Source organism: Vibrio sp. 661 (genome assembly GCF_033339315.1).
In the GTDB taxonomy this organism is placed as follows: Bacteria; Pseudomonadota; Gammaproteobacteria; order Enterobacterales; family Vibrionaceae; genus Vibrio; species Vibrio alginolyticus.
Window position 1 is genome coordinate 401,672 of record NZ_JAWOUJ010000002.1, and the last position, 17,373, is coordinate 419,044.

The following is a 17,373-nucleotide window of genomic DNA, read 5'->3' on the forward strand; positions in this document are numbered from 1 at the left end:
GGTTTCGAATATCTGTGTTTGACGAGGTAAATCGAGTAAACACGATGACTTGACGGTGCAATTAATCGACTTTCTTCGTTTATTGAATATTTCATGGTTGAGTAGATGTGGAGAGCCAATGGTCGAGCTCATCAACACTTATTTGAGCCTGATTCAGTTGATGCTTACGCGCGGCCTGATTGAAGTTTAACAACTCAGAGACGGAGCTGGACTGGTCGAGTAAGGCAAGCATCAGATTCGCTTGTTCAATATAAAAATCACCCCATGGATGCGGATCTTCTTGGGTGAAGTTAGACAGCTTATCGCGATATTTTCGAAGTAGCGTAGGCTGCTTATACTGCCACGCTACTTGGATTCCTTGTTGGTAAAAGCGTAAATAGTTATGACCAACACAGGTAGATTCTAGCCAAGCCTCACCAGTGCGCAAAGCGGAGAGGGCCGTTGATTCATCGCCACAAATAAGTGCCTTGGTAGATACGAGCCAAGGACCAATAAAATTGTGTAGCTTATTGATATGAACAAGATCTAGAGCCGTGTCGATGTCCGAAAGGGCTTTCTCCTCTTTTCCCTGATACCAGTGCAATCTTGCACTGGACTCCAAAAGAAAAGCGACAAATCGATGAGCATTAAGCTGTTTTGAAAGTTGTAGAGCGGTCGAGATTTCGTTTTCAGCTTGCACCAAGACATTACGGTCGAGAAAGATCCATGCAGCCGTAAGCCTAGAAACAATTTCTGCTCGGCGGTTTGCCGTGAGATAGGCAAGATTCGAGGCATGCTGAGCCTGTTTTAGTGCTTCGTCAGATTGCAGTTGATAGATCATCACTGTTGCCAGCATGTAGCGATTAGCAGTTTCAATCGAAAGCAACTGATGCTCTTCACACAGTTGCAAACACTCGGTTAAGTGCTCGTATGAGCGAGCCATTTTTCCTTGTGCGTAGGCACAATCACCGAGGCCGCCAAGCGATTTTGCTTTCGCGCGAAAACAGTTTGCTCGTTGACTGTAATCTAATGCAAGTAAATGTTCTTTCTCACATTCGTCTAGCTGCCCAGTGGGGAACAGCATATTACCTCTCATCGAGTGAATTTCACACAAAGATTTATTTAACGTCAGCTTTTCGCACAGGGCTTGGGCTTGGTCTAAAATCGACATCGCTTGTACAAAGTTGTCGGTTAAACGGTAGGGGTTAATGAGGTCTAAATAGTATTGAACACGTTCAGAATCATTTTCTGTGTGATGAATCGCTTGCTCAAGAACCTCAATACTCTCTTTGATGCGTCCCATCGAATACAGGCAGTTTCCTTTCATATTTAGTGCATACGCCATCTGTGCTTTAGGTGACTCTTTAATAGCGTATTCAATAAGAGTCAGTGCTTTTTCAAATTGATAATTGCTCAGGTAATGTTTGGCGGTCTGGTCAAGAACAGTAAATACACCTTCGCCCTTGGCATGATTGATATGGACTGCATATAAGAACCGATCTCGGTTCTCATACCATTTTGCGCAGGCCATGTGTATTTTTGAACACTGTGACTTGTCTATTTGACGGAAAACAGCATTACAAATCAAATCATGATGGAAAAGGTATTGATCGCCATTGAGTTTTACTAAGCCAGCGTCGACTAACTTATCTGGTACGTAGCCGGGAATTCGAGTGATTTCACGCAGTTGCTCCAGTTGAAAGTACTGCCCCAACACAGATGCAGTACAGAGTGCTTGGCGATCTTGGGCTGGAAGTTGAGCTAATTGTATCGAAACTAAATGTTCCAATGACTCCGGAACGTCTTTATCAAACTGAGAACAAAGTAGTGTTTGGCGTAAGTATAGAGGATGGCCTTTCGCAAGCTTTATACAGTCATTGATATGTTTATTCTGTTGGCATGTGATTGAGCAAGCTAACTCGTAAGACTCTTCAGATGATAACTCCCTAAGTTCGATTAGATTCACGTTGGCAAACCAAGATTGTTTGGAACTAAGTCGTTTTTGCTGCCTAAACGTCAGAAAGAGTAAAATATTGGTGTTTGTAATATAAGGTAGCAGTGTCTCAAGAAATGCCAACATTACCTCGTCGGCCCAATGGACATCTTCAACAATAATCAAATGCGGTTTGCTGGTCTGCCGTTGTTGAATTAAGAAAGGGATAGATTGCTCTATCGTTTGTTTCAGCGTTTGGAACTCCATTAAGTTCAGCAGCTGTTTTTCTGATTCGTTGAGTGTTACCCCCATTAACCAATAAAGGCAGAGATGGAAAGAAGAGGGAATTGATGACTCGACAGTCTGCTGACGAATAGAATCATCGGTATCTTCACGAGTAAATGAACAAATTGCCCGAGTGAATATATTTTGAGGGGACAAGAGATCAGCACTGCCATGATTCAGGATTTGAATCTCTGTGGTTAAACACGAAGAACGACTCAAAGACGAAATGACCTGGTTGAGTAGGCTGGTCTTTCCTATCCCTGCGGTACCAGTAATACAATACGTTTGGCCTGCTTCTTGTTTTTGCCATCGCTTGATTCCGCTATTCAATGTTTCTAGTTCAAGTTTACGCCCTACGAAACAGTCAGTATGGTTTTGGTGTAAGGATACAAAATGCCAGTTGTTGAAGTCTGGCTCTCCTGTTAGAAAAGGTTTTATTGGTCTGGCACAATTGGACGAGATAAAGCAAGGACAAGCAGCTATTTCTCCCCAAGGGATTTTAACTAGGATTTCATTGATTGGGGTTATCGCATTCGGATGTTCCGATAGCTCAGTGATTCGATGCATGTATTTCACATTGATAAAAGACCGAATCGAAGCCGAAAGAGCAACCTTTAATTGAAGGGCTAGTTGTCGAATTCGCTCAAAAATATATTCGTCCGATTCCTGTAAAGACCAAGTAAGAACAAACGTTCGGTTTTGTATTATGGGTGTAGTGTTTTGGCTGAGAAGTAAGGTTTGCAGAGCCTTTGCGGTCAAGTCACACTTTGCTTCGATTGCAAAAATAAAAAAATATGGTGGTGATGAAGATACATTTGTAAATAATGGTTCTGAGGCCCGATCTATTAAAAGGTCCTCTACGGGGACAGAAAAGTATTCCGCGAGATTGGATGCGGTACGATACAGCACATTCGCCCCAGACTCTGCTCGCTTTATAGAAGCAATAGATACGACAAAACCCTGTTGAAAGCATTCTTCCGCCAGTTTTTCTTGGCTCAGTCCTAATTTCTTTCTCAGTTCTTTGAGTCGTAATACGTTGAGTGGAATTCTTCCATCCCTATTTGCCATATTTCACTCCGTTGTAACGTATAGCTTTTCCCAGTAAACCTGAATCGATTGGATATGTTGAGTGAATAAATTTATCTTATTTCACCACATATATAATACTAGTAGTTAAAATGTTATATACGAAAATGAAATGGGCATTTTAATCTTCAAACCACCTTAATTCATTGTTATATTAGTGGTGTTTTTTTATTAATAGTTTTGATATTTATTTTTGTGAGTTCATGTTTTTCTTAATAAGTTTTTTGAAATATCTTTAAACCTATATCTTTTAAAAGATTGCACACCTTAAACTTATATTGGACTTCATTAAACTTTAAAAATTAAATTCTTTAATTTTAGAGATATAAATTGACAATCTTATTTTTAGTGTTTTTTTTGATCTCTATTCTGGCTAACTGATTTTTTCTAGTCTATAAATCAAATATCGGCAATTTCAAAATAACTGCCGAAAAAATTATTTTAATTTCAATATTATAAATAGTTGGCTTTATACTATGGGTATTGGCTTTTTCTGCCTGTTAAAAGGCTTTCATATTACACCACACTTGAGTGCCGCGCTTACCTCTATTAAGGAGACTGCGTGGCTGCCATATGTCAAACGATCTTGCCATCGAGGGGATTGGCAAGCGCTTGCTTTAGAAGAATCACATCGAAAGGCCTATTACCCTAACTATTTACTACTCTCTGAATTTACAGGATTAGAACTGTTTTTATCTCAATTTTTCTGCCCAATTTTGTCAGTACGGTTTATGAAGTTAGAGCCGGGAGCTGAGATATTGTAACGCGGACCTCTGGCATATGTTTTTCTCAAGTACAGGTGTGTTACATCATTAACTACTGCTACAGCGGCAAGTGAGGTTCATGAATTATGCAAAAAGGCTCATCTATAGAATTCTACCAGCAACGTCCTCAATCTCGTGAGACGGTCGGTGTTGAAGAAGTGCAGCAACAAACTCAACAGTTTGGTTTTGCTGAACCCGAAATGGATGAGCTGCTTAAGTACTCATTACGGACTCAACTTGAGGCTATGCTCCAAAACCAACTCAGCACGGCTGAACGCCAACGGCAACTGAAAGAGAGTTTCGCTGCGGCAGTTGAGCTCGTATTGAAGGAGACGAAAGTTGAGCACCGAACACTGGTGCAAGCCTTTCAGAGCATGTATGGCAACGCTTGCCAATCTCTTTCTCTGGCTAAACTCACTCAAGAGGAACTGACCCGACAGTACATTTCCACGTCTGGGCTGGTGATGTCCCCACTTAACTGTAAACACACCATCAAAGATGTGTACCGAATTAAAGGCTTTGCGTGTGGTATAAACAAAGCTATCCAACATATGCTTGCCAACAAGCCACAGGTTAAAGTGCTTTATCCAGCTTGCGGCCCCTTTGCACCATTGCTGCTGCCTTTACTTGCTCACTACAAACAAAGTGATCGAATTAGCGCAGAGCAGCTTCAGGTGACACTAGTAGATATTCACCCCGGAGCCATTAAAGCACTCAATCAATTGATCGCGGATCTCGATATCGCAGACTACATTGAAGCCTTAGTGGAAGAAGATGCTACCCAATTTTCGCCAACTCAAACGTTTGATCTCCTGATACTTGAAGCGATGCAGCATGGCTTTAGTCGGGAAGGGTTCCTCAGCATCGCGAAACATTTGGTTCAATATTTACATATTCAAGGCGAAATGATCCCCAATCAGGTATCTGTGCGCGCCATGATGGTCATCGGGGAGACGGAATTTAATCAACAATGGGAAAAAGCAGAGTATGCACATTCCAACCATTGCCAGCCGGAAGCGATCGATGATCGAATTGATCTGGGAGAAATTCTTAACGTCAATAAAGCCATGTTGCTCAGAAGCGAGATTTTTGAGCTAGATGGTGGAATAAAAATGCTGCAAGGCAACACCATTGAGCTGCCGAAAGATGTGCCAGATATGGCAAAACGTATCCTCGCCATTTACAGCCATATCGATACTTACGGAGATGCGATGGTCGGACAATACGACTCTGGTATTACCCATCCTAAACCCGACATGACTTTTTATGTGGATGCCAAGCCCAAAGCTGTTGAACACCATTACTTTGAAGCGAAGGGAGGGGATAAGGTCAGTTTCTATTATCAGTTAACCGGATTGCCAGGTTTTGTCGCCACCCATGGATGATTTCGATATGCAGCAAAAATACGTCGTTTTTACAGGAAGTTGTTACGCCTTGCCCATCATTCAGTTGTTGGCACAACAGCATAAATTGGCGGGCGTGGTAGTACCGGAAGGAGAACTAAATCCTGACTTACAGCAGCTACAGAGCTATCTGAGCGCTCAATCGATTCATATTGCTCAGTATACCGCCAATGACAGCAGTGCTTTGATAGCGCAACTCGATGTTTGGCGAGTCACGGATGGCGTTATCTATTTGTTCAGGCACATAGTTCATTCCTCGCTGTGTCAGTTTTTCAACGGAAACTTGTACAACATTCATCCGGGAAAGCTGCCCGAGTATCGAGGCCCGATGCCTCTCTATTGGCAATTAAGAGAGGGTTTAGACACCTTTAGCCTCACCCTGCATCGTCTTGAGGCATCGGCTGATTCCGGCGCTATAGGAATGGAGTTAGAGGTACCATTTCACCCGTTTGAGACCTTAACCAGTGCTCAGCAAAAAGCGTCACAAATGACGGCTAAGCTGATGTATGACTTCCTCATCGCGCAACAAAAGCAAGGGCTGGTTTGGCGTGAACAAGTATCAAACCCCAACGAAGTGGCACGAGCAGTAAACCAACATGATCTGCACCTTCGTTGGAACGTGCAAACGAGTCGCGAAATCGTCAACTTAGTGCGAGCAGGCAATCATGACTTCGGTGGTGCGATGTTGAGCTTGCCAAGTGGTGTCGCCAATGTTTTGCAAGCAAGCGCAATGGAGACTTCTTTAGTCGGTGTAGAGGCGGGGAGAATTCTCGAGATCAGCCCACAACATGGGTTACAAGTGAAAACGTTAGATAGCGCCATATCAATAGATGTTATTGCTACACCGCAAGGCGTGTTTTCGGGTTATCGCTATGCGCAAATGGCTGGGCTAGATGCTGGGATGTCATTGCTCCAGCACGCTTCTGCTTGTGAGTAAATAAATATCTCAATACGGCTCTTTGCGGCAGTGATGAAGCCCGTAACGGTATTTAGTAATGCGAGATTGGAAAGTTTTAACCAACCACACCAATTTCGTTATGGGCTGGTTTTAACTTAAGTGTATACGTTGAAAGGAAGAACAGTATGGCTACAGAACCGTATCTTGGGACACTAACCGCATTTGGTGGCAATTTTGCAATTAGAAATTGGGCAATGTGCTCGGGGCAAATGCAGGCAATTGAAGATAATCCAGCGCTCTTCTCTCTAGTTAGCACTCTATACGGAGGTGACGCCCGAACTACCTTTGGTTTACCTGATTTGCGTGGCCGCAGTCCAGTTGGTGTAGGCACACGACCAGGGGGGATGGATTATCATCAGGGAGAAAGATTGGGTACTGAACTGGTAACTATTGATATAACTCAAATGCCAGCACACTTACATACGGCAATTTTTACCCCTCTTGGCACTTCTGCACCTGTAACAGGCAGGATGCAGGTTGCTACCAATGCTGCAAATACACAGGTACCCGATAGTAATTCGTATATAGCGCAAAACTCTACCCCCGGGTTCTATAAACCGACGTTTCAGCAACCAGATTTGACCGAGATCGAAGGCTTAAGTGTGTCTGGTAGTGGCTCGGGCGGAGGTACTGTAATTGTGACTGAAACAGGCGGTTCAATGCCACTTAATATTCTGAGCCCGGTATTGCCGATTAATTGGTTAATTGCCACTGCGGGAGTATACCCACCGCACAGCTAATCAACCAAGAAAGAATTGGCTGAATCTTTAGCTAATCCTTTCCTATAAAAAAATTAAATATTTAAGTTGATTATGATAACCCGGCCATGTTGATAAGGCCGTCATCTTCAGGAGAGGAAAATGAGATTACATCGTCAGGTTGCGATCGCAATTACAACAGCATGGGTGTTCTCAGCGTTTTTTTCCGGTGGAGCCTGGGCTGCACAGCAAACGATTAACTACTCTAATGGTTCAGGTTCCAATTTTAGTGAGGTGGAGACCGGCGTCACAGGGGGTATGCCCTCAGTCACTCTTACCAATGCAGGTACTGTATCTATGGTATTAGATGCGGGCACTAGCTCGGATGGCACTCCGTTTACTGGCCTAAATGACCTCGGATTTGTAGCTGGTGTTCTTTACTCAAATACCATGATTAATGAGTTCAACAATCGTGGCTTCCGCTTTTTTGAGAAATCAAGTACTAACTTCAGTTTCGACGAAATTACCTATATGCAGGGGTCGGCCCGAGACTCAGATAAAACGTATCAACTTGTGTTAACTGGCTTCTCTAATGATATTCAAACAGTGACCGAAACTGTCACCTTGCCAAAAGGTGGTGAAGCAAACTCAGGGTTACAGGACTTGTTTACCCTGACCCGTGGTACAGATTTTAATGATTCGGCATGGCAGGACGTTGATACAGTGACTATGGCGTTTACCCGAAGTCCGGGTGCTGACTCTCGTTATCTTATCAGAAGTATCAAGATTGATGACGCTGCGGTTTCAGACTCTACCGCGCCTACTTTTGTCAGTGCGAGCTCAACTCCCACTGATGATGCAACCAATGTTTCTGTTAGCAACAACATCGAGATTGCCTTCGATGAAAATATTGAGCTGAAGAGCGGCAATATTACCATTCGTAATGTTACCGACAGTCGCGACTTTGAAGTATTTAATGTTGCCACCGAAAGCGATGGCACAACAACATCACCAGGCGCTGGTCGCATCAGTGTTACCAACAATAAAGTTTACTTAAACCCAACCAGTGATCTGGCAGGGAACCGGACCTACGCCATTCATATTGAATCCAGTGCCGTGGCTGACAGCGCAAATAATAGCTTCGCTGGGATCAGCGATGATGCCACATTTAACTTTACTACGGTCGATACCACGCCAAATGCGCCATCTACACCCGATTTAGATGCTAGTTCGGATACCGGATCATTAAATACTGATAATATTACCAGTGACACTACTCCAACGTTTAGTGGGATTTCCGAGAGTGGATCGATCGTTACTTTATACAGTGATCAAGTCGGTGGAGGTGCAACGGTTATTGGCACAGGCACTGCTACTGGAGGAAACTGGCAGATAACAACCAATGAGTTGGCGTCTGGCATTACACATGCAATAAGTGCTAAAGCGTCTGATAGCGATGATAATGTTAGCTCGGCATCCAACGCGTTAAGTGTCACCATTGATACAATAGCACCATCCGCAGTGAGCATTACTACGCCGATTGAGGCTGACAGTATCGTCAACGCTGCAGAAGACAACGATGTGTTGATCGCTGGCTCCGGCGCGGAAGCAGGCAACAGCGTGACCGTGACTATCACAGACAATAACAGCTCTGTCAGTCGTACGGTGACGGCCGACAACTCAGGCAACTGGACGCTGAGCGGCAGCGAGCTGGATGTCAGTGGCCTGAACAATGGCACCCTGACGGTGTCTGCAACCCAAGCAGATATAGCAGGTAATATCTCCACCGCAGCTAGCCAGAGTGTTACCCTAGACAATGCAGCCCCATCAGCAGTGACCATCACCACGCCGATTGAAACCGATGGTATTGTCAATGCGGCAGAAGACAACGACGTACTGATTGCTGGCTCCGGCGCGGAAGTAGGCAACAGCGTGACCGTGACTATCACGGACAATAACAGTTCTGTCAGCCGTACGGTGACGGCCGATAACTCAGGCAACTGGACGTTGAGCGGCAGTGAGCTTGATGTAGGTGCGTTTAACAACGGTACCCTGACGGTGTCTGCAACCCAAGCAGATATAGCAGGTAATACTTCTACCGCAGCCACCCAGAGTATTACTCTGGACAATGCAGACCCATCTGCTGTAATCATCAATACGCCGATTGAAACTGATGGGATCGTCAATGCGGCAGAAGACAACGACGTACTGATCGCTGGCTTCAGTGCGGAAGCAGGCAATAGCGTGACCGTGACTATCACGGACAATAACAGCTCTGTCAGCCGTACGGTGACGGCCGACAACTCAGGCAGCTGGACGTTGAGCGGCAGTGAGCTTGATGTCAGTGGCCTGAACAACGGCACACTCATAGTTGCTGTGACGCAATCGGATACGGCGGGTAATACCTCCAGAGTGACCACCCAGAGCATTACCTTAGATAACGCCGCACCATCAGCTGTGACCATCACTACACCGATTGAAACCGATGGTATTGTTAATGCAGTGGAAGATAACGATGTGTTGATTGCTGGCTCCGGCGCGGAAGCAGGCAACAGCGTGACCGTGACTATCACGGATAACAACAGCTCTGTCAGTCGTACGGTGACGACCGACAACTCAGGCAACTGGACGTTGAGCGGCAGCGAGCTGGATATCAGTGGCTTGAGCAATGGCACCCTGACTGTGTCTGCAACCCAAGCTGATATAGCAGGTAATATCTCCACCGTAGCCACCCAGAGCGTGACCCTAGATAACGCAGCGCCATCCGCTGTTACCATTTCCACGCCGATTGCAATCGACGGTATCGTTAATGCGGCAGAAGACAATGATGTGCTGATTGCTGGCTCCGGCGCGGAGGCTGGCAATAGTGTGACCGTGACCATCACGGACAATAACAACTCAGTCAGTCGTACGGTGACGGCCGACAATACCGGGGCTTGGACGACTATTGGCAGTGAGTTTGATGTAAGTGCGTTTAACAACGGCACCCTGACGGTCGCGGCGAGCCAGAGCGATGCGGCGGGCAACACCTCCAGTATAGATAGCACAACAATTACGTTAGATAACGTGAGGCCAACTGTTTCTTTGAGCAGCTCAGACCTTGATTTGATCTCTGGCGAAACGGCGAGTATCACGTTCACCTTAAGTGAGTCCTCAAGTGACTTTACTGAGTCAGATGTCACCGTCACTGGCGGCAGTTTGTCTAACTTTGCGGGCAGCGGTGACAATTACACGGCCACCTTTACGCCGGATAGAGACAGTACAAGTACAGCGACGATTAACGTGGCGGCAGATTTCTTTACCGATGCTGCCGGGAATAGCAACACTGCTGCGCCTCAACTGTCTATAACCGTTGATAGTTTAGTGCCGAGTGTGACTATCTCCAGTGATAAATTGGCGCTGAAAGCGGACGAAACGGCGACCATTACCTTTACCTTAAGTGAAGCGTCGAGCGATTTTACCGAGGCGGATATCACGGTTAGTGGCGGTACTTTGTCTGGTTTTGCTGGCAGTGGTAGCAGCTACACTGCGACCTTTACACCAACGGAAGAGAGTGCGACGAGCGGTACTATTGAAGTTGCCACAGGCACATTTACCGATGCCTCTGGTAACACCAATAGTGCAGCTACACCACTTTCCATCAGCGTCGATACTGTGCTTCCAACCGTTAGTATCACTAGCTCCAGCGCTGCGTTGAAAGCGGGTGAAACGGCAACACTCACGTTTACCTTGAGTGAAGCCGCAACTGATTTTTCCGAAGCCGATGTGACCGTGGCTGGAGGAACTCTTTCTAACTTTGCGGGCAGTAGCGCCAGTTACACGGCTACCTTTACACCTGCAGAAGAAAGCACTGAGGATGCAACTATTGATGTTGCAGCCGAGAAATTTAGCGACGCAGCTGGCAACCTCAATACAGCAGCGACTCAGTTGTTGATCTCAGTGGATACGGGGATCCCGACTGGACATAGCATCAGCATTGATCAGGAGAGCATTAACAAAACCAACGAACAGGCGATGAGCTTTACCTTCGCAGCAGCTGAAGTGAACGCGATGTTCACTTATAGCGTGACCGACGGTACCACGACCATTGACGGCGCTAGTCAAACAATTTCTTCGGAGACCATGCAAGTAACGGGCATTGACGTCACTATTTTGCAAGAGGGGACGTTGACAGTAAGCGTGGTGGTAACCGATGCCGCAGGCAACGCATCTGATGCAGTGACGGATACTGTGACCAAACGCTACGATGTCGCGCCAACGGTAGTTGATGATAGCTTCTCGACTGAGGAAGATACGGCGAAACAATTTAATCTGTTAGCCAACGATTCCGATGTTAATGATGACATGGTCGCTTCTTCTACAACGATTAAAACGCAACCAATTAAAGGTCAGGTGTCGATCAGCAACGGCGTTGTTACCTATACGCCAAATAATAATGAGACAGGCACAGATAGCTTTACCTATACCGTGAAAGATGCCCTGCTGCAGGAGTCGCAAGAGGCGACAGTGACCGTCACTATCATGGCTATAAATGATGCGCCAGTCGCTAAAGCGCTGACCATCAACACCGACGAAGATACCGCAAGCGCAGCAGTCAGCGCGCGTAGTCAAGCGGAGGATGTTGAAGATGGCATCCCAACGGGTGATTTATCGTTAGTTAGTTTGCCTCAAAAAGGACAAGTAGCCATTGATCAAACTGTAGGCACTTTTGTATATACGCCGAATCCGAATGAAAATGGTAGCGATAGCTTTACTTACACGATCGCAGACAGTGAAGGCGGCGTTTCTCTTGCGGCCACGGTCAGCGTCAATATCGGTTCCGTCAATGACTCACCAGTAGCGGAGGAAGACAGTTTTACTTTTGATGAAGATATCACATCGACACTCGATATTTTAAGTAACGACAGTGATATTGAAGATGGGTCATTCACCCCGAGTAGTATTACCCTGCAAGATCTTGGTCAAGGAGAGGGGGTATACAGTTTTGCCACGGTCAGTGTCAATGTCGATGGGACCTTAAAGATTGTGCCAACAGCGAACGTTAATGGTCAACATAGCTTTACCTACATGCTAACCGATAGTGGTCAAGCAGTCTCAGTGCCTGCAACCGTCACGCTCAATATTACGCCAGTGAATGATGCCCCCGTTGCTGTTGATAACAGTGCACAACTACTAGAGGGAGGCTCCTTCGAGGTCAATGTATTAGGCAATGATAGTGATGCCGATGTTGGAGACAGTTTTGAACTCACTAGTGTCACAGTCGTCGATACGCCAGCACATGGCAGTGTGAACGTGACGGCGTCAGGAGCGATTGTTTACAACCCCAATGAGAACTACTTCGGTGAAGATAGCTTCACTTATACGGTGGCAGACTTAGCAGGTGCTGTATCTAACGCCGCAACAGTGACCATGACAGTAACACCAGTCAACGACGCACCAATGGCGCAAGCACAGTCACAAACGCTTGATGAAGACAATAGTTTGGTGATCACGCTGGTTGGTTCAGATATTGATAACGATGATGACACTCTGCAGTATCTTATCACTGAGCAAGTCAGTCATGGCGTGCTAGAGCAGTTGACCAATAATAGTTGGCGCTATACACCAGAAGCGGACTTCAATGGCTCCGACTTCTTCTTGTTCAAGGTCAACGACGGTGATCTCGACTCGACAGAGGTTCGTGTCGATTTGACGGTTAATGCAGTCAACGATACACCAACCGCGACCGATATCAGTGCTACGGGAGAGGAAGAAATACCGCTGACCATTACTTTAAATGGTAACGATGCAGAAGGCTCATCTTTGAGCTATCAAATTGTAAAATCGCCAGTCAACGGTAATGTTACCGTCACAGGCAATCACGCGGTTTATACGGGTAACAGTAACTTCTTTGGTCAGGACAGTTTCACTTACAGCGTAAGTGACGGAGAACTTACCTCTGGAGTGGCGTTAGTGACCATCACGGTGAATAACGTTAATGACGCGCCAGTGATTACGGGTACCCCATCGGCGCAAGTTGATGAAGATAGTGTGTATCAGTTTGTGCCCGCGGCATTGGACAATGACCCAGCGGATACTCTGACCTACTTGATAGCTAACAAGCCACCTTGGGCTACATTTGACAAGACAACAGGAGCGCTTTCTGGCACGCCAAGTAACCGTTATGTGGGGACTTATCCAGATATCGTGATTAGCGTATCCGATGGCACTATTTCTTCCTCATTGTCAGCGTTTTCGATTACTGTGAATAACGTTAACGATGCACCCGTTATCTCTGGCTCACCAGCAACACAAGTGAATGAAGACAGCACCTATTTGTTCACGCCACAAGTGTCAGATGTTGACAGCCAAGCCTTCACCTTCAGTATCGTGAACAAGCCATCTTGGGCTAGCTTTGATGCATCAACAGGCACGCTCAGTGGTACTCCAGATAATGGTGATGTTGGCAAATATCAGGGCATTGTTATCTCGGTTTCTGATGGTCTCACGACAACAATGCTCAATAGATTCAGTATTGTGGTTAACAATGTCAATGACGCGCCGATGATCAGTGGCACTCCTGCTCTTACCGTCAACGAAGGCAGTACGTATCGCTTTGCACTGCAGGCATCGGATGTTGATAGTAGTAGCTTGAGCTTTTCAATCCGCAATAAACCATCATGGGCAACCTTTGATAGAGCAACTGGGTTGCTAAGTGGTACGCCGGAAAATGAGCATGTTGGCAGCACCAATAATATTGTTATTAGTGTCTCAGACGGTGAGCTAAGCACATCTTTAGCAGCGTTTAGCATCACGGTAATCAACGTTAATGATGAGCCAGTGGCGGTTAATGATACCTATGTCTTTACCGAGAGTAACGATGGTAGCTACTTATTGGATGTACTCAGCAACGACAGCGATGTTGATCTAGATACATTACAACTGGAATGGGTTAAACCTACATCTGGAACGGCAACGATTGTGGGCAGTCAAATCCAATTGGTAACGACCTCAATTGGTACAGTGGCAGTGCAATACAGTGTGAAAGATGGTAACGGTGGAAAGGCCACCGCGAAAGCAATCGTGACAATTAAAAGTGCGAAATTGGACGCACCAACAATAGCCGCACCTTCAGATATCGAAGTGAACGCAACTTCGCTCTTTACTAAAGTTGCATTAGGCTCTGCTGTGGCACGAGATAGTACAGGCAAGCTATTACCTGTTTCATTGGTCGACAGCACGACCTTTTTCCGACCTGGAACTAATACGGTCTATTGGCGCACTCAAGACTCTGATGGAAACGTCGCTGAAGCTAGTCAAACGGTAACAGTGTATCCACTGATAAGTATCTCCAAAGATGCGCAAACCACGGAAGGCACCAATCATAGCGTATCGATACACCTTAACGGTCCTTCGCCGAGCTACCCAGTAATCATACCTTATACGGTTTCAGGAAGCACGGACAGTGATGACCACACGCTCACCTCTGGTGAAGTGGTGATACCTAGTGGTACCGAAGGCAAACTTTCGTTCGAACTACTTAATGATGGACAAAATGAGGGCGTTGAAACCTTAGTGATTGATCTGGACAGCACCCTTAATCTAGGTAGTAAGCGTCGTTACACCTTGACAATCTTTGAAGAGAATGTGGCTCCGAAGGTCACGGTAAGTGTATCTCAGGCGGGGGAGCAGCGGAGACAAATTGAAAATGGTGTTGAACCGGTCACAATCACGAGCAGTGTTAGTGATGCCAATATGTCCGATATACACAGTTTCAGATGGAGTAGTGATAGCGATGTACTTAACCAAGCGATTGCGGGGCAGATGTACAGCGAAACATTGACTTTCTCTCCGCAATTACTGAGTTCAGCGATTTACAATTTGCAATTGACAGTTACTGACAATGGCACTCCACCATTATCAGTGACACGGAATGTCTATTTAGAAGTGGTACAAACATTGGCGGAGCTCGGGAGTGAAGACAGTGATGGCGACTTAATCCCGGATGATCAAGAAGGTCATAATGATAGTGATGGTGATGGTATCCCTGATTATCTTGATGCAATTTCTGACTGTAACGTAATTCAACAGGTTGTGTCAGAAAAAGATCGCTTCCTCATTGAGGGGCAGCCAGGTGTCTGTTTACGCAAAGGAATAACCATTCTGACTAACGCAACAGGAGGAGCTTTATTGCTGGATGAGGAGCTTCCTAAAGATATCAATATGAAGAGCATAGGGGGAATCTTTGATTTTGTAGTAACTAATTTGCCGCTTCCCGGTCAAAGCTATCAATTAGTTATGCCTCAGCGTTTACCTGTTCCAGCAAATGCAGTGTACCGAAAGTATAATGCTGAACAGGGGTGGGTAGACTTTATTGAGGATGCTCAAAACACAGTTTCTTCTAGTGCTGGCGAGGCTGGTTATTGTCCGCCACCAGGGCACAGTTCATGGTCACAGGGTCTGACTGAAGGTGACTGGTGTGTACAACTTACCATTGAAGACGGTGGCCCGAACGATGATGACGGATTGGCTAATGGCAGTGTCGTTGACCCTGGCGTCGTTGCCGCTCGTGTAAGCAATAATACACTCCCTCAAGCGATTGACGACAATGCGTTTGTTAGTCTCAATGGTACGGTGACGATCGATGTATTGAGCAATGATACCGATGCTGATGGTGATGGGCTGAAGGTAAGTCGCGCTTCTGTAGATATTGGTAGTGTTAGTGTGGTTGATAACAAACTAAGTTATGTCACTCAACCACAGTACTACGGGGAGGCTTTGATCACTTATAGCGTAACGGATGGTAATGGTGGAACGGGATCGGCGAAGGTGACGGTAAATGTGGTAAACAGTCAGAATCCGAATGCGGTGGACGATAATATTACCACCGATGATCGTACCCCTGTCACGGTTTATGTCCTTGCTAACGATACCGATCCGGATAACGACACATTGAAGTTGGTTTCAGTCCAAGCGCAGTATGGGCAGTCGGTCATGAATGCAGATCAGAGCGTGACCTATACCCCTACCTCAGGGTTTGAAGGCAATGATGTGTTGACATATATCATTCAGGATAGCCAAGGCCTGCAAGACGCGGGGAAAGTTATAGTGACCGTTAAGTTGGTAAGAGATGTAAAGGTTGAAAATACTTCAGCAGGATCATTGGGTGGCATAGTGTTGATGCTTTTGATTTTGTTAGGAGCCATGCAACGTTATGGAAGAAACAGTGCTTTAGCACTAATTGCTGTGTTTAGTTTTAGTAGTCAAGCGGGTTGGTATGTTGATGTTCAAATGGGGTCAAGCCATGCAGATGAGCGTGATGCTGTTAAAGGTGATAACGTAATCTCTACTGACAACACCGGGCTCTATCGCTCTGTCGGGTTTGGATATACTTTTTCTGAGCAATGGTCTGGAACTATTCGTTATATTGATATGGGTGAAGGTAGTGCTACATTGCGTAGTGCTACTACTTCACCAGAAGACTATCACGCCAATGTCGCATCGATAGCACCACTCCTTGTTAAGGGCATGGGCTTCGACATCGGTTATAAGTTCTGGCAATACAATTCATGGTCCGCAAAACTGAGTTTGGGGGGCTTGTTCTGGGAAACCGATATTGAAAGTACGTATCAAGGCAGCAAGATAACGACGGAAGTGGATGGTTTTGATGGATATATTGGTGCAGAAGTTGGCTACAACCTCTCAGATAATTGGGAGATCGGTGTCCAAGGCGCTCGTTATTTTTTACATGAAAATGATGTTGATATAATTGCGCTACAACTTCGTTATTTTTTGAGCCGTTAGCAGCGTATTAACTTATGGTTTGGTATTTTTCGATAATTTATATCCCAATTGTTCATGAAGCGGTATGGTAAATCACTGGAGATTAATGTCGTGATTGTGCTCTTTATTATGTAGGTCAATAGTCTATAACAAATCCTTAATTACCTTGAAGTCTTTTCTTCTTTAACATCTAGCGAAAGATAGTGTTTTGATAGAGTGTTAAACAGAACTTACGGTTCGATATTAGAAAAATAAGGTTCATTGAATGCTCGATGTGAACTTAACTTAAAAGAAGATGATTTACGCAATAGGGTTGTTGGTAGTGCTGCAAATGTCAGCGTGATACGTCGCTTTACTTTGAACCTAGTACGTTTACAGTCGAAGAAATATAGTGTTGGGGCTGAAGTCAAACCAAGCGTGTCAGAGCGACACAGTTCGTATTGAACCCTTATTGGGTTGAAAAGCGTTCCACGCTGGCTGTCGCCCTGATGCTGATAACTGCGAC

Annotated in this window: 5 protein-coding genes; 4 read left to right on the top strand and 1 reads right to left on the bottom strand. The window is 45.6% G+C overall.

Annotation, left to right across the window (positions count from 1 at the left end; genetic code table 11):
• Window positions 1-91: 91 nt before the first annotated feature.
• A complete protein-coding gene (locus R7P69_RS06120) occupies window positions 92-3,265 on the bottom strand; it encodes an AAA family ATPase (RefSeq protein ID WP_017819913.1) in 3,174 nt (1,057 codons plus the stop codon).
• 868 nt (window positions 3,266-4,133) lie between these two features.
• Between R7P69_RS06120 and R7P69_RS06125 the strand changes: the two genes are divergently transcribed.
• The 4 genes from R7P69_RS06125 to R7P69_RS06140 all read left to right on the top strand — a co-directional run bounded on the left by R7P69_RS06125 (window position 4,134) and on the right by R7P69_RS06140 (window position 16,889).
• Window positions 4,134-5,432: a hypothetical protein gene (locus tag R7P69_RS06125; protein ID WP_054574692.1), complete on the top strand. Its 1,299-nt coding sequence runs from the start codon at window positions 4,134-4,136 to the stop codon at window positions 5,430-5,432.
• A gap of 7 nt (window positions 5,433-5,439) precedes the next feature.
• Window positions 5,440-6,387: a formyltransferase family protein gene (locus R7P69_RS06130; RefSeq protein ID WP_224721233.1), complete on the top strand. Its 948-nt coding sequence runs from the start codon at window positions 5,440-5,442 to the stop codon at window positions 6,385-6,387.
• Window positions 6,388-6,533: 146 nt separating this feature from the next.
• Window positions 6,534-7,148 (top strand): phage tail protein, encoded by a 615-nt coding sequence (locus tag R7P69_RS06135; protein ID WP_238952731.1) that lies wholly within the window; start codon window positions 6,534-6,536, stop codon window positions 7,146-7,148.
• A 120-nt stretch (window positions 7,149-7,268) separates the two neighbouring features.
• Complete coding sequence (locus tag R7P69_RS06140; protein ID WP_238952730.1) at window positions 7,269-16,889, top strand: Ig-like domain-containing protein; 9,621 nt, start codon at window positions 7,269-7,271, stop codon at window positions 16,887-16,889.
• Window positions 16,890-17,373 lie beyond the last annotated feature (484 nt).